This window comes from Burkholderia sp. EMB26 (assembly GCF_024730645.1).
Classification (GTDB): Bacteria; Pseudomonadota; Gammaproteobacteria; order Burkholderiales; family Burkholderiaceae; genus Burkholderia; species Burkholderia cenocepacia.
On the sequence record NZ_CP078070.1, the window covers coordinates 2,466,636 to 2,480,689 of the forward strand.

The window sequence follows — 14,054 nt, forward strand, 5'->3', positions numbered from 1 at the left end:
CGCGGTCGGCCCGGTGGGCGCTTCGGCGCCTGCTCGGCCCCTTCATTCGCGATCAACCGGCCTCCATTGAACTTGACGCGTGCCGCGTTCTCAACCAATCTTGCTGCTCCGTTCGCATGAGTCACGCGCATGTCAACGCCACTCGTCCGTCTCCCGTCGCTCGATCTCGTCCGCGGTTTCGTCGCCGTCGGCCGCCGCATGAGCATCACGCTCGCCGCGCAGGACCTGTGCGTCACGCAGTCGGCGGTCAGCCGTCAGATCCATGCGCTCGAAGCGCATCTCGGCGTCGCACTGCTGCAGCGCGGCTACCGGAAGATCGCGTTCACGCCGGAAGGCGAGCGACTGTTCCGCGTCGCCGATGCCGCGCTGCACGGCCTGCAGGACACCGTCGCGTCGCTCGCCGCCGCGCGCGAGCGTCAGCCCGTGACGATCACCGCCAGCATCGGCGTCACCGCGCTGTGGCTGCTGCCGCGGCTCGGGCGACTGCAGGCGCGGTTGCCCGGGATCGACCTGCGCGTCGCCGCGAACGACAAGGTACTCGATTTGCGCGCCGAAGGCATCGACCTCGGCATCCGCTACTGCCCGTGCGAGCGCGCGCCGGCCGGCGCGCTGCGCCTGTTCGACGAGATCGTCGTGCCGGTCGCGCACCCCGCGCTCGCCGCGCGGCCGGTCACGAGCGCGGCCGCGATCGCCGATCACGTGCTGCTCGAATTCGACGGGCCGCCGCAACCGCAACTGCAGTGGCACGCGCATCTGCATGCGGCCGGGCTCGACGACGCGCGCCCGAAAGGCGTGCTGCGCTTCAACCAGTACGACCAGGTGATCCAGGCCGCGATCGCCGGCCAGGGCATCGCGCTCGGCCGGCTCGCGCTGGTCGCGCCGATGCTCGCCGACGGCCGGCTCGCGGTGCTCGGGCCGCACACGCAGACGCTGTCGGAAACGTACGGCTACTGGCTGTTCCAGCACGATCCGGCCCCGCGTCGCGAAGTCGCCGACGTGCGCGACTGGATGCTCGCCGAAGCGGCCGAATGCGACGCGGCGATGCGCGCGCACGATACGACGTCGGCCTGAGCCGGCCGCGCGGAGACCCGTGCGGGCAGGCAAGCGCGCCCTCGCATTCCCGCTGCGCATGCGAACCTGACCGAATGATCGCTTGAGCGACGGCAGCCGCGATCGTCTAATCGGATCGAGCGCGGCCGTTTCGCCGCGCGCCTTCATCCGGAGACACGCATGACCCCGATCGAGCAGGAAGTCCGGCGCCGCTGGCTGCCCGTGCTGGCAGGCGGCCTGATCATGGGCGCCGCGCTCGGCATCCGTCACGTGCAGGGCCTGTTCCTCGCGCCCGTCTCGCTCGACCACGGCTGGTCGCGCGAAGCGTTCGGGCTGGCGCTGGCGCTGCAGAACCTGATCTGGGGCGTCGCGCAGCCGTTCACCGGGATGGTGGCCGACCGCTTCGGCTCGGTGCGCGTGATCGTCGCCGGCATGCTGCTGTACGCGGCCGGGCTCGTCACGATGGCGCACGCGGCCACGACCGGCCTGTTCACGGTCGGCGCCGGCCTCGTGATCGGCATCGCGCTGTCGGGCTCGGCGTTCGCGTCGATCTACGGCGCGCTGAGCCGCCTGTTTCCACCCGACCGGCGCGGCTGGGCGCTCGGTGTCGCCGGCGCGATCGGCGGGCTCGGCCAGTTCTGCATGGTGCCCGTCGCGCAGGCACTGATCGGCGGCATCGGCTGGCGCCACGCGTTCATCGCGCTGGCGCTCGTCGCCGCGCTGCTCGCGCCGCTCGCGGTGCTGCTGCGCGAGCGGCCCGCGCAGGTGGCCAGCGGCGCCGCCGGCCCCGACCAGTCGATCGGCGAAGCCGTGCGCGAGGCGTTCGCGCATCGCGGCTTCTGGCTGCTGAATGCGGGCTTCTTCGCGTGCGGCTTCCAGCTCGCGTTCATCGCGACGCACCTGCCCGCGTACCTGCTCGACCACGGGCTGCCGGCGCGCCACGCGAGCGTCGCGCTCGCGCTGATCGCGCTGACCAACGTGGCCGGCACCTACGCGTGCGGCCATCTCGGCGGGCTGCTGCGGCGCAAGTACGTGCTGTCGGTGCTGTATCTCGTGCGCGCGCTCGCGATGGCCGCGTTCGTCGCCGTGCCGCTGTCGCCCGCGAGCGTCTACGTGTTCGCGGCCGTGATGGGGTTCACATGGCTCGGCACGGTGCCGCTGACGAACGGCGTGATCTCGCAGGTGTTCGGCGTGCGCTACATCGCGACGCTGTTCGGCTTCGTGTTCTTCGGGCACCAGCTCGGCAGCTTCTTCGGCGTGTGGCTCGGCGCGCTCGTGTACGACGCGACGCATTCGTACCTGCCGCTGTGGCTCGGCTCGATCGCGCTCGGCGTGCTCGCGGCGCTGCTGCATCTGCCGATCGACGACGCGCGCGTCGCCCGCCCGGCGTCGGGCCGCGCGGCATGGGCCTGATCCGCGCGGCGCTGACCACCGGCACGCTCGCGTTCGTCGCGTGGTGCGGCGCGGCCTACTTCGGTTCCGGCGTCGCCTACGCGCTGCTCGAGCACGTCGCGTTCTGCAATTGAGGCGGCGAACCGCGGCGTACGGTCAGCGGCGCTTCGGCAACGCGGCCAGCGCGTCGAGCGCACGGGCACGCGCGGCCGCGTGTTCGACGAGCGGCGCCGGATAGTCGATGCCGAGCCGGATGCCGGCCGCTTCGAGCGCCAGCGGCGACGCTTCCCACGGCGCATGGATCGACGCATCGTCGAGGCCGGCAAGCTCGGGCACCCAGCGCCGTACGTACGCGCCGTCCGGATCGAACTTCTGCCCCTGCGCGACCGGATTGAAGATGCGGAAATACGGCGCGGCATCGGCGCCGCAGCCAGCCACCCACTGCCAGCTCGCCGCGTTGTTCGCGGGATCGGCGTCGACCAGCGTATCGCGGAACCATGCTTCGCCCGCGCGCCAGTCGATCAGCAGGTGCTTGATCAGGAACGACGCGACGACCATCCGCACGCGGTTGTGCATCCAGCCGGTCGTCCACAGCTCGCGCAGGCCCGCATCGACGAGCGGGTAGCCGGTCCGGCCGCGCTGCCACGCACGTAACGCGGCGGGATCGTCGCGCCACGGCATCGCATCGAATTGTGCGCGGAAGTTGTCGGTCGCGAGCGTCGGGAAGTGATACAGCAGCGTGTAGCTGAATTCGCGCCAGCCGAGCTCGCTCAGGAACTTGTCGGCATCGGCCGCGTATGCCGCGCCGCCCGCGCTCGCCGCGCCCTGCACCGCATGCCACACCTGCCTCGGCGACACGTTGCCGAAGCGCAGGAACGGCGACAGCCGGCTCGTCGCCGGGCGGTCGGGACGGTCGCGCGCATCCGCATAGCCGGCGAGCGATGTCGTGAGAAACGTATCGAGCTGTGCATGCGCACCGGCTTCGTCGGGCGCCGGCCACGCATCGCGCAGTCCGCCGGCCCAGTCCGGCGCATGCGGACGCAACGCGAGCGCGTCGAGCGCCAGCGCGCGGTCGCGCACGGCCTTCGGCCACGAACGAAACACGATCTGCCCGGGTGCCGGCAGCGGCGCGGCGACCGCGCGATCGCGGCGCGCCGCGCGCCAGTACGCGGTGAATACCTGATACGGGCCGCCGCTGCCCGTCAGCACCTCCCACGGCTCGTTCAGCAGGCTGCCGTTGCTGCTCTCGACCGCCACGCCGCGCGCCTTGAGCGACGTCTTCAGCGCCGCGTCGGCGTCGCGCTGCGGCTGCGCATAGCGGCGGTTCCAGTACACGGCCGCCGCGCCCGTGTCGCGAACGAGTCGCTCGATCTCGCGCTGCGCGTCGCCGCGCAACAGCAGCAGGCGCCCGCCATGCCGCGCGAGCGCGGCGTCGAGCCCCGCCAGCGACCCGTGCAGCCACCAGCGCGCCGCCCCGCCGAGCGCGGGCCCGGCGCCGGCGCCCGTGTCGTCGACGAAGACGCACACGAGCGGCCGGCCGGATTCGACCGCACGCGTCAGCGCGGGCTGATCGGTCACGCGCAGATCGTCGCGGAACCAGACGATCGCGGGAGCAACGGACGACTGGGCGGGCACAGGCACCTCGATGACGAAAGCGAAAAGAGATGCGTATTGTCGCGGCTGCGCGACGCGGTGTCGACGCCGCCGACGGTCGGGCCAACCCTGCCGCCCCGCCGCGCCCGGTGAAACGCCCTAGTCCGTTCCGACGATTCTTCACCGTGCGCGCCGGCCTACGCTCGATGTCGGGTGCGCCGCGCGGCGCCGCACGTCGCCGGCCGCGACCGGCCCCGCCTGCTCCGCGCCGCACCCGTCGCGCGCGCCGGCCGATACCGGCGCGATTCCTTCCGACCGCTGCACCGCCTGAAGCCACGCGGGCGCGCAGCCTGATCCGATCCGCCGCCATGACCAAACCCTCGAATCTCGTCACCTCGATCACCGTCGACATCGATGCGCCGGCCGCCGTCGTCTGGGAAGTGCTGACCGACTTCCCGCGCTACGGCGAATGGAACACGTTCTGCATCGGCTTCGAAACGACCGGCAAACTCGGCGATTTCGTGCACATGCAGATTCGCATTCCGGGCACGGAGACCGTGATTCCCGTCGACGAAATCCTCGTCGCATACGAGCCCGAACGCCTGCTGTCGTGGGAGCAACGCCCGACCGACGACAACAAGGACGCCGCGCGCCGCGACCAGTACATCGACGCGACGGGCGCGGAGCGCTGCCGCTACTTCACGACCGACCAGTTCCTCGGCGTCAACGCGGACACGATCATGCAGCACCACGGCGCGTGGGTGAAACAGGGGTTCGATCAGTGCGCGCGCGACGTGAAGCGGCGCGCCGAAGCGCTGCATGCGGCACGCACGCGCAAAAGCAGCTGAGCGGGAGCGGCCGATGCCCGATCTGTACACGCTGTCCGATCATCACGACATCCGCGAGCGGGTCGTCCCGTATTCGAGCGCGATCGACTCGCGCGACTTCGATGCGCTCGACACGGCATTCACGCCCGACGCGGCGATCGACTATCGCACGATGGGCGGCATCGCCGGTCGCTATCCGGACGTGAAAGCGTGGCTGCGCACCGTGCTGCCGCGGTTTCCGCGGTATCAGCACCTGGTCGGCAACCTGTCGATCCGGCTCGACGGCGACACCGCGCGCGGCCGCACGATCTGCTTCAATCCGATGGAAGTCGCGCTGCCGGACGGCGGCACGCAGGTGATGTTTCTCGGGCTGTGGTACGTCGACCGGTTCGTGCGTACCGCGCACGGCTCGCGCATCGCCGAGCGCGTCGAGGCGCGCTGCTACGGCCACAACGTGCCGGCCGCGCTCGCCGGGACGATCGGCTGATCCGGTCATGCTGCGCGCGCCGTGCGATGGCTGCGCGACGCGCGCAGCGTTGATGCATTGCTTCGATCGCGGCGTCAGTCGAGCCGGAACGCGGCCTCGAAACGCTCGGCGAATGCGTCGAACTCGGCTTCCGGCAGATGGTTGATGCCGCCCGCGCGCTTGCGCCCGCCGCCCGTCGCGAAACCGCGGCAGAACTCGTCCGCGCCGATCGGCCGGCCGTCGGGCACGCGCACGCTGACGACCAACCCGCCGTCCGCGCGCGGCGACAGCACCGCGAGCGCCGCATGCGGCGCATTGCGCATCCGCTCGTTCGCGAGCATGCCGGTCGCGCGCCGCGCCCACGGGTGGTCGGGCATCCGGACCAGCGTCGCGCCCGGCACCTCGCGCAGCGGCGCGAGTGCGCACGCGCGCGCCATGTCGTCGCGGTAGCCGTCGCGCAACGCGGCGAACACGGCCGTCTCGCGCACGAACTCGAGCGGATCGGTGCACGGCAGCATCGCGTCCGCGAGCGCCGCCGGATCGAAATGCAGATCGCCGACGCACTCGCCGTACGCGTTGTAGTTCAGGTAGAGCCCGAGCTCGGCCAGCACGCAACGCTCGGCTTCGTCGACCCCATGCTCGCGCGCGAGCGCGTCGCCGAGCGCCGGCAGTTCGTCGCCGAACGCCGCGACGATCGCCCAGCGCACGTACCGGCCGCCAAGATAGCGATTCACGATCGCGCTCGTGCAGACGTCGGCTGCCGTGTCGATATGCGCGTCGAAGCGCGGATCGTCGGGCAGCGCGCCCGCGAAGTGATGGTCGAAATAACGGACCGTCGCGCCGTCACGCAGCAATCGCGCGCACGCGTCGCGGTTCTGGTCGTGCGATACGTCGAGCACGGTGACGAGGTCGCCCACGCGCGCGTCGATGCGCTCGAGCAGCCTGATGTCGCGCTTCACGCCGGTCACGAGCGTGCCGTGCACGCGTTCCGCGAGCCGCAGTTGCTGAAGCGCGCACAGGCCGTCCGCGTCGCCGTTGAACGCGAAGACGTGCCGCGCGTACTGGTTGTCCTGCATGATCCGTGGCTCCATCGTCAAGGCATGAAATCGCCGCCGTTCGCGTCGAGCGTCGCGCCCGTCACCGCGTTCGCGTAGTCGGACGCGAGGAACAGCGCCGCACGCGCGCAATCGTCGTCGGTCGGCAGCTTCGCGAGCGCGATGTTCGACGCGATCGGCGCAACGATCTGCGCCTCCGTCATCCCGTAGTCGGCGGCCGCCTGCCGGAAATAGGTCTGCGTCGGCACGCCCCACATCCAGCCCATGTGGATGCTGTTCGCGCGAATGCCGTGCACGCCGAGTTCGCGCGCCAGGTATTTTGCCGCAACCGCGAGCGCGCCCTTCGATACAGCGTAGCCGCCCTCCCCTGCAAACGGCTTGCGGGTCGCCTGCGTGTTGATCATCACGATCGCGCCGCGCTGCTGCCGTTTCATGTGCGGCACGACTTCCTGCGTGAGCGCCATCGTACCGAACACGTTGGTTTCGAACACCGCGCGCCAGCCGTCGAGGTCGGCTTGCTCCACCGGCTCCGGAAACGTCCCATGCACGAACGCGCTGTTCACGAGCGCGTCGATCCGGCCGAAGCGCTCGACGGCCCGCGTCGCGAGCTGCCGGCATTGTGCCCGATCGGTGATGTCGGTCTGCACCTTCAGCACCGCGCAATCGACATCGAGTGCACGGATTCGTGCGTCGGCGTCGTCGAGCTTTTCCATCGTGCGCGCCGCGACCACCACGCCGCGTGCGCCCTCGCGCGCGGCTTCGACCGCGAGCTTCACGCCGAGTCCCGGCCCGATTCCGGAAATCACGACGATCTTGTCCTTCAGCAACATGGGTTGTCTCCTGGTTGTCGTTCGTCTTGCGTACGCGGCCGTCAGACGGCGGCCTGCAGGTGCCGCGCGCGATACGCGGCGAAGTCGTGCGCGAGCTGCGCGTCGGTGAAGCCGAAGCGGGCGATCGAATAGTCGTGCGCGGCGCGCTTGTCGCGGCCGTTGCGCGCGATCCAGTCGGCCATCGCCGCACGCTGCCGCGCATCGACCGACATGCCGGCGAACGCATACACGGCGTGCGCCACCCCCAGCGGATTCGACACGGTGTCCTCGAACCGCACGTCGAGAAACCGGTGGGCCGGCAGCGCATCGCGCGCCGCCATCGCCGCACCGATCGCGCGCGCCATCCCTGCGTTCCACTGCGCGCCGACGGCGAGCGGATCGGGATCGTCCGCGTACAGTTGCCACAGCGTGTGCGCCATGCTCGCCATCGACGGAATCGTCTGCGCCGGATCGCGGTGCGTGAGCACGACCTGCGCACGCGGAAACACGCGGCACAGCACGTCAAGCGCATGCAGGTGCTGCGGCGTTTTCAGCAGCCAGCGCTCGGCCGGCGCGACGCCGCGCCGCGCCTTCTGCCACTGCAGGAACTGCAGCATCCGTTTCAGGTACGTGTAGACCGGCGTGAGATCCTGCCGCGCGAGCCAGGCCGTATAGCGCGGCACGTTCGCGTACGAATCCATCGCGCACACGAACGAATGCTCCATCAGCATGAATTCCTCGTCGGCGAGCATCGCGTCGAGCGGATGGATCGTCAGGATCTGCGGGATGCAGTCGATCATCGTCGCGACCTCGGCCTGCGCGCGCGCGATGCGCACGGCCGGCGCGTCGAGCGTCTCGCCGGCAAGCGGCGCCGGGTAGCGCGTTTCCCACCACGCGGCCGAATGAAAGCGCGGGTCGACGGCCAGTAGCCGCTGCAGCAGCGTCGTGCCCGTACGCGGCAGGCCGACGATCACGAGCGGATCGTCGATTGCAATGTCCGCGATCTCCGGATGGCGCCGGAAGTAATCCTCGACGACGAGCCGGTTCACGAGCTGGCCGACGAGCTTTTCGCGCATCATCGCCGCGCCGCGCGCGGACAGCGCCGCTTCGTCGATCAGCGACGCGCACATCACGTCGAGCGCGTCGCGATACGGCCCGTCGCCGAACGCGGTGAGCCCGCCCGTGCGCGACACGGCCTCGGCCATCAAGCCGTCGGGGGCGAGTAGCGTGCGAGCCTGGTCGAGCGGCGCGTTCATGCGGCCTCCTTCAGCGCGGCGAGCTTCACGACGCGCGTGCGCGGATGCACCGGTTGCGCGGCGCCCACCCAGCGCCAGCAGATCGTGCCGGTGCGATGCCCGGCGGTATCGAGCCAGTTCGCGCTGCCCGGCCGCGTGGCCGCGACGATCACCGTCACCCCGCCGTCCGCATTGGGCCGAGCGCTGTGCTTGTTCACGCAGATGTCGAAGTGCCGATAGTCGAGCGACTCCATCCAGTAGTTGTTGAGCTGCACGTTCCAGAAATCGCAGTCCGGCACGGTATCGACGTCGATCACGAGCGCCTCGTCGGCGGCGAGCGACCAGCACGAGTGGTAGTAGTAGATGTTCGGATCGCCGCCGACCGACTGGCACAGCGCCTGGTCGGCGGGCGGCAGCGCGTTCACGTGCGGGCGATAGCTCGCGGCCCAGTCCGCGAACAGCTTCGACGTCTGCTCGACGAACTGCGCGGCGCGCATCAGGCCGCCCTGCAGCGCCAGCGGATCGAGCGGCGCGGGGCGCGCCTGCGCATCGATGCGTTCGATCTTCAGTTGCGCGGGCGTCTCCGTGCGCCGGTCGAGGAAGGTCTGGCGCACCAGCAGCGCGTTGGTGTCCGGCTCCATCCGCACCCAGTTGCCCGCGCGCGGTGTCGCGCTCAACACGATCTCGACGCTGCCGTCCGGCGCGATCTCGAGCTGCTTCGCGTCGAGAAAGCCTGTCTGCAGCATCTTGCCGTCGGTCTCGTAGCCGCCCTTCTGTGTGCCGAAGCTCAGGTATGCGACCGTGCCGCGCCGTCCCGTCACGCGGTATTCGCAGCGGCCGTCGACGCGCGCGTACTGGTACAGGTTGTCGGGGTTGTCGGCGCCGATCTTCGCGGTCTCGTGGGACGGCGAGAAGAAGCCCGGCCACGCGCCGTCCGCGAACTCGACGTGCATTTCCAGCGCGATGCGCATCAGTCGGCTCAGGTAGCGGAAGCCTTCCGCACGCGTGAGCGGATCGTCCGGCGCGTCGGTGCGCAGGATCTGTTCTCCGCTGCGTTTCAGGGTGTCGCAGAAATCGGCCCAGGTCTGGCCCGAAAGCAATTGCGTGGCGCGTGTGTCATCCGTCATGTGTCGTCTCCGCCGATGGTCGAGCGCTCACCTTAAGCGGCGCCGCCGCGCGCCACTTCGTCCGGGTGGACTAAGGAAAGATCCGCTCCACGGCCGCGTGCCGGTTTAGTCCACCCGGACGAAGAGCGGCATGCCGCCCGCTCGATACCGTTGGCGCCATGCCCGCAACGCCGCACATGTCGCGCGGCGCCGGCATGAAACAAGGAGACGAACGATGTTGACCCACCTGGAGCGGCTGGAGGCCGAAAGCATCCACATCATGCGCGAGGTCGTGGCCGAGAGCGAGAACCCGGTGATGCTGTATTCGATCGGCAAGGACAGCTCGGTCATGCTGCATCTCGCGATGAAGGCGTTCTACCCGGCGAAGCCGCCCTTTCCGCTACTGCACGTCGATACGACGTGGAAATTCCGCGAGATGATCGCGTTTCGCGACGAGACGGCCGCGCGCCTCGGCCTCGACCTGCGCGTGCACGTCAACCCCGACGGCATCGCGAACGGCATCAATCCGTTCACGCACGGCTCGGCCGTGCACACCGACGTGTGGAAGACGCAAGGGCTCAAGCAGGCGCTCGATCACTACGGTTTCGACGCCGCGTTCGGCGGCGCACGCCGCGACGAGGAGAAATCGCGCGCGAAGGAGCGCATCGTGTCGCTGCGTTCGGACCAGCACCGCTGGGACCCGAAGCGCCAGCGCCCCGAGCTCTGGTCGCTGTACAACGCGCGCAAGCGCAAGGGCGAAAGCCTGCGCGTGTTCCCGATCTCGAACTGGACCGAGCTCGATATCTGGCAGTACATCCGGCTTCACGACATCCCGATCGTGCCGCTCTACTTCGCGAAGGAACGGCCCGTCGTCGAACGCGACGGCGCGCTGATCATGGTCGACGACGAACGCCTGCCGCTGCGTGACGGCGAAGTGCCGCGGATGCGCAACGTGCGCTTTCGCACGCTCGGCTGCTATCCGCTCACCGGCGCGATCGACAGCGACGCGACGACGCTCGACGACATCCTGCGGGAGATGCGCGACACGCGGACGTCCGAACGCCAGGGACGGCTGATCGACAGCGATTCGGCCGGTTCGATGGAAAAGAAGAAACAGGAGGGATATTTCTGATGGCACACGTACTCGCCGCGCCCGAGGCGCCCCCTATCCACGCCGACGAGACGCGAACGAAGGACCTGCTGCGTTTCATCACCTGCGGCAGCGTCGACGACGGCAAGAGCACGCTGATCGGCCGCCTGCTCTACGAATCGAACATGCTGTTCGACGACCAGCTCACGCAGCTCGAAGCCGATTCGAAGAAGGTCGGCACGCAGGGCGGCGAACTCGACTTCGCGCTGCTCGTCGACGGCCTGTCGGCCGAACGCGAGCAAGGCATCACGATCGACGTCGCGTACCGCTTCTTCGCGACCGCGCGGCGCAAGTTCATCGTCGCCGATACGCCCGGCCACGAACAGTACACGCGCAACATGATCACCGGCGCGTCGACCGCCGATCTCGCGGTGATCCTGATCGACGCGCGCAAGGGCGTGCTCACGCAGACGCGTCGTCACAGCCATCTCGTCGCGCTGATCGGCATCAAGCGCGTCGTGCTCGCGATCAACAAGATGGACCTCGTCGACTACGACCGGGCCGTGTTCGAGCGTATCGATGCGGACTACCGCGCGTTCGCGGCCGAGCTCGGGTTCGCCGAGATCGTCAGCATTCCGATGTCCGCGCTGCGCGGCGACAACGTGATCGCGCCGAGCGCACGGATGCCGTGGTACGCGGGCCCGCCGCTGATGCAGCATCTCGACCGCCTGCCGCTCGCCGCGCGCGTGACGCACGACGAACCGTTCCGGCTGCCGGTGCAATGGGTCAACCGTCCGCACCTGAATTTCCGCGGCTACGCGGGCAGCATCGCGTCGGGCGAGATTCGCGTCGGCGAACGCGTGCGCGTGCTGCCGTCCGGCAGGGAAAGCCGCGTCGCGTCGGTGATCACGCCGGCCGGCGAAGCCGGCATCGCCCGCGCCGGCGAAGCGGTGACGCTCACGCTCGCCGACGAAATCGACATCAGCCGCGGCGACCTGATCGCGCGTGCGGACGCGCCGCCGGAAGTCGCCGACCAGTTCGAGGCGACGCTCGTGTGGATGCACGACGAGCCGCTGCTGCCCGGCCGCCCGTATCTCGTGAAGCTCGGCACGCAGACGGTCGGCGCGACCTGCGCGACGCCGAAGTACAAGATCGACGTGAACACGCGCGAGCATCTCGCCGCGCGCACGCTCGCGCTGAACGAGATCGGCGTGTGCAACCTGAGCTTCGACCGGCCCGTCGCGTTCGATCCGTACGACCGGAACCGTCATACGGGCGGCTTCATCGTGATCGACCGCTTCAGCAACGACACGGTCGGCGCCGGGATGCTGCACTTCGCGCTGCGCCGCGCGCACAACGTGCACTGGCAGGCCGTCGACGTCGATCGCGACGCGCGCGCGCGGCAGAAGGCGCAGACGCCGCGCATCGTGTGGCTGACGGGGCTGTCGGGCGCCGGCAAGTCGACGATCGCGAACCTCGTCGAGCAACGGCTGCACGCGCTCGGCAAGCATACGTACCTGCTCGACGGCGACAACGTGCGGCACGGCCTCAACCGCGATCTCGGCTTCACCGAGGCCGACCGCGTGGAGAACATCCGGCGCGTCGCCGAAGTCGCGCGGCTGATGCTCGACGCGGGGCTCATCACGCTCGTGTCGTTCATCTCGCCGTTCCGCGCCGAGCGCGACATGGCGCGCGCGCTGGCGGGCCCGGACGAATTCGTCGAAGTGTTCGTCGACACGCCGCTCGCGGTCGCGGAGGAGCGCGATCCGAAGGGCTTGTACAAGAAGGCGCGGCGCGGCGAGCTGAAGCACTTCACCGGCATCGATTCGCCGTACGAGCCGCCCGTGCAGCCGGAGTTGCGTGTCGACACGGTGACCGAGTCGCCGGAGGTCGCGGCGGATCGCATCGTCACGTACCTGCTGCGCGAACGCGCGGCGTAAGCGGCGCCCGCCTGCCCGCGTCGCCTACTCCGTTCGGATGACGCGCGCGGCAGGCGGGCCGCTATGCTGGTTCGGAATCCTTCATCCGGACCAGGAGAACACGAGCATGCGGATCGCGCTGGCGCCCGGCGACACGGCCGCGCACGATGGTTTCGACGACGCGGCATGGAGCGCGCGCGAGCTCAGCGCATGGCTCGGGCTCGTCTATCAGGGTCCGTCTGAAACCACGCCGTGGGCCGGCTTTCTCGAAGCGGTTCGCGTGCGACTCGATGCGAGCTTCACGACGCTCGTGCTGCGCAATCCGGGCGGCGCGCGACACGGGCTGATCATCAACGCGTCCGCACACGGCCCGCTGCTGCCCGGCGAACCGTCGTACAGCGAGCAGTTCTATGCGCTGTGCCCGTTTCTCGACCACCCGCCCGGCCAGGTGTTCACGGCCGACCGCCTGTTCGGCGACGCCGCGTGGCGCGCGCACGATTTCTACCGGCAATACCTGCAGCCGCTCGACCTGCGCTACATCCTCGGCGCGAACCTGCGCGGCGAACGCGGCGTCGAGTGCGCGTTCTTCGTGAGCCGCCCGCACGGCGGCCGCGATTTCGACGCGACCGAGCGCGCGCAGGTCGCGACGCTGCTGCCGCACCTGCAACGCGCGGTCGAGCTGCACGCGGCGCTCGACGTCCTCGATGCCGAACGCGCGCTGTATGCGGGCACCGTCGACCGGCTCGACGTCGGCACCGCGATCGTCGACGAGGACGGCCGCGTGATCAAGCGCAACCGCATCGCCGAACGGCTGATCGACCAGCAGGACGGGCTGTGCGTGCGGCAGGAGCGGCTTCACGCGTCGTGCCCGCTCGACGAGCGCCGGCTGCAGAAGGCGCTGCAGGCCGCGCTCGAGCATTTCCGCGCCGGGGCGCTCACGCGCATCGAGGCCACCACGCTGTCGCGTCCCGGCGGCGCGATGCCGTTGAGCGTGCTGCTGCGCCCGCTCGCGCCCTATCGCGGCGCCGAGGACCGCCAGCATCGGCCGGCCGTCGCGGTGTTCGTCCGCGATCCGGCCGCGTCGCCGCAGACATCACGCGACATGCTGCACCGGCTGTTCCGGCTCACGCCGATGGAAACCGAAATCGCGCTGCTGCTGGTCGACGGGCTGACGCTCGACGAAGCGGCGGCCGCGACCGGCATCACGAAGAACACTGCCCGCGCGCACCTGCGCGGCATTTTCGCGAAAACGGGTGCGACGCGGCAGGCCGTGCTCGTGAAGACGCTGCTCAACAGCGTGGTGTCGATGGCGTAGCGCGCCGTGCCGGCACTCGGCACGATCTCATTTCACGTCATACGTCATCAGACGTTGTCGAATGACGCGTCGATCACCGGCATTCGCCAAATTTTAGGAAATTTCCGGGTAAACCCGCGACGTCATCGTCGATGCTCCGGCGTACCATGTCATACGACGACATACTACATCGACCGCCAACCAGACGCCGACGCGGG

At 69.7% G+C, this 14,054-nt stretch carries 13 protein-coding genes; 8 read left to right on the top strand and 5 right to left on the bottom strand.

What is annotated here, in order from left to right; translation table 11 throughout:
- Positions 1-129 precede the first annotated feature (129 nt).
- The 3 genes from KU887_RS11615 to KU887_RS11625 all read left to right on the top strand — a co-directional run bounded on the left by KU887_RS11615 (position 130) and on the right by KU887_RS11625 (position 2,576).
- Positions 130-1,071: a LysR substrate-binding domain-containing protein gene (locus KU887_RS11615; protein WP_258250068.1), complete on the top strand. Its 942-nt coding sequence runs from the start codon at positions 130-132 to the stop codon at positions 1,069-1,071.
- 159 nt (positions 1,072-1,230) lie between these two features.
- Entirely contained in the window at positions 1,231-2,463 is a 1,233-nt protein-coding gene (locus tag KU887_RS11620) for an MFS transporter (protein ID WP_249212162.1), read from the top strand.
- Positions 2,454-2,576, top strand: coding sequence for a hypothetical protein (locus KU887_RS11625; RefSeq protein ID WP_256858033.1), 123 nt, complete (start codon positions 2,454-2,456; stop codon positions 2,574-2,576). The genes KU887_RS11620 and KU887_RS11625 overlap by 10 nt, the downstream gene beginning before the upstream one ends.
- A 22-nt stretch (positions 2,577-2,598) precedes the next feature.
- Here the strand turns inward: KU887_RS11625 and KU887_RS11630 are convergent, their stop codons facing one another.
- A complete protein-coding gene (locus KU887_RS11630) occupies positions 2,599-4,077 on the bottom strand; it encodes a deoxyribodipyrimidine photo-lyase (protein ID WP_258250069.1) in 1,479 nt (492 codons plus the stop codon).
- Positions 4,078-4,403: 326 nt separating this feature from the next.
- On the opposite strand from KU887_RS11630, the gene KU887_RS11635 reads away from it, so the two are divergent.
- Positions 4,404-4,883 (top strand): SRPBCC domain-containing protein, encoded by a 480-nt coding sequence (locus KU887_RS11635; protein ID WP_006486060.1) that lies wholly within the window; start codon positions 4,404-4,406, stop codon positions 4,881-4,883.
- 13 nt (positions 4,884-4,896) lie between these two features.
- Positions 4,897-5,349, top strand: a complete 453-nt coding sequence (locus KU887_RS11640; RefSeq protein ID WP_006497786.1) for a nuclear transport factor 2 family protein — start codon at positions 4,897-4,899, stop codon at positions 5,347-5,349.
- Positions 5,350-5,423: 74 nt separating this feature from the next.
- Here the strand turns inward: KU887_RS11640 and KU887_RS11645 are convergent, their stop codons facing one another.
- From KU887_RS11645 to KU887_RS11660, 4 genes are read right to left on the bottom strand one after another with little or no spacing between them, the layout of a single operon-like run.
- The gene (locus tag KU887_RS11645; RefSeq protein WP_006486066.1) at positions 5,424-6,404 is read right to left on the bottom strand and encodes a hypothetical protein; all 981 of its coding nucleotides are present in this window, start codon (positions 6,402-6,404) and stop codon (positions 5,424-5,426) included.
- 17 nt (positions 6,405-6,421) lie between these two features.
- Positions 6,422-7,213: an SDR family oxidoreductase gene (locus tag KU887_RS11650; RefSeq protein WP_006486063.1), complete on the bottom strand. Its 792-nt coding sequence runs from the start codon at positions 7,211-7,213 to the stop codon at positions 6,422-6,424.
- Positions 7,214-7,254: 41 nt separating this feature from the next.
- Complete coding sequence (locus KU887_RS11655) at positions 7,255-8,448, bottom strand: sulfotransferase (protein WP_006486067.1); 1,194 nt, start codon at positions 8,446-8,448, stop codon at positions 7,255-7,257.
- On the bottom strand, positions 8,445-9,554 hold the full coding sequence (locus KU887_RS11660) for a DUF1214 domain-containing protein (RefSeq protein WP_006486054.1): 1,110 nt from the start codon (positions 9,552-9,554) through the stop codon (positions 8,445-8,447). The genes KU887_RS11655 and KU887_RS11660 overlap by 4 nt, the downstream gene beginning before the upstream one ends.
- 214 nt (positions 9,555-9,768) lie before the next feature.
- Here KU887_RS11660 and cysD point away from each other — a divergent pair, with 214 nt between their 5' ends.
- The 3 genes from cysD to KU887_RS11675 all read left to right on the top strand — a co-directional run bounded on the left by cysD (position 9,769) and on the right by KU887_RS11675 (position 13,857).
- Positions 9,769-10,665, top strand: a complete 897-nt coding sequence (gene cysD / locus KU887_RS11665; protein WP_006497783.1) for a sulfate adenylyltransferase subunit CysD — start codon at positions 9,769-9,771, stop codon at positions 10,663-10,665.
- Positions 10,665-12,563 (top strand): sulfate adenylyltransferase subunit CysN, encoded by a 1,899-nt coding sequence (gene cysN / locus KU887_RS11670; RefSeq protein ID WP_060211732.1) that lies wholly within the window; start codon positions 10,665-10,667, stop codon positions 12,561-12,563. Before cysD ends, cysN begins: the two co-directional genes overlap by 1 nt.
- A 106-nt stretch (positions 12,564-12,669) precedes the next feature.
- Positions 12,670-13,857 (top strand): helix-turn-helix transcriptional regulator, encoded by a 1,188-nt coding sequence (locus KU887_RS11675; RefSeq protein ID WP_006486068.1) that lies wholly within the window; start codon positions 12,670-12,672, stop codon positions 13,855-13,857.
- Positions 13,858-14,054 lie beyond the last annotated feature (197 nt).

What these genes read in the sequence shown, in the direction of transcription:
- KU887_RS11655 (WP_006486067.1), bottom strand. Translation starts at nt 8,448, where the DNA reads ATGAACGCGCCGCTCGACCAGGCTCGCACGCTACTCGCCCCCGACGGC.
- KU887_RS11640 (WP_006497786.1), top strand. Translation starts at nt 4,897, where the DNA reads ATGCCCGATCTGTACACGCTGTCCGATCATCACGACATCCGCGAGCGG.
- cysN (WP_060211732.1), top strand. Translation starts at nt 10,665, where the DNA reads ATGGCACACGTACTCGCCGCGCCCGAGGCGCCCCCTATCCACGCCGAC.
- KU887_RS11645 (WP_006486066.1), bottom strand. Translation starts at nt 6,404, where the DNA reads ATGCAGGACAACCAGTACGCGCGGCACGTCTTCGCGTTCAACGGCGAC.
- KU887_RS11650 (WP_006486063.1), bottom strand. Translation starts at nt 7,213, where the DNA reads ATGTTGCTGAAGGACAAGATCGTCGTGATTTCCGGAATCGGGCCGGGA.
- KU887_RS11675 (WP_006486068.1), top strand. Translation starts at nt 12,670, where the DNA reads ATGCGGATCGCGCTGGCGCCCGGCGACACGGCCGCGCACGATGGTTTC.
- KU887_RS11625 (WP_256858033.1), top strand. Translation starts at nt 2,454, where the DNA reads ATGGGCCTGATCCGCGCGGCGCTGACCACCGGCACGCTCGCGTTCGTC.
- KU887_RS11635 (WP_006486060.1), top strand. Translation starts at nt 4,404, where the DNA reads ATGACCAAACCCTCGAATCTCGTCACCTCGATCACCGTCGACATCGAT.
- cysD (WP_006497783.1), top strand. Translation starts at nt 9,769, where the DNA reads ATGTTGACCCACCTGGAGCGGCTGGAGGCCGAAAGCATCCACATCATG.
- KU887_RS11615 (WP_258250068.1), top strand. Translation starts at nt 130, where the DNA reads ATGTCAACGCCACTCGTCCGTCTCCCGTCGCTCGATCTCGTCCGCGGT.
- KU887_RS11620 (WP_249212162.1), top strand. Translation starts at nt 1,231, where the DNA reads ATGACCCCGATCGAGCAGGAAGTCCGGCGCCGCTGGCTGCCCGTGCTG.
- KU887_RS11660 (WP_006486054.1), bottom strand. Translation starts at nt 9,554, where the DNA reads ATGACGGATGACACACGCGCCACGCAATTGCTTTCGGGCCAGACCTGG.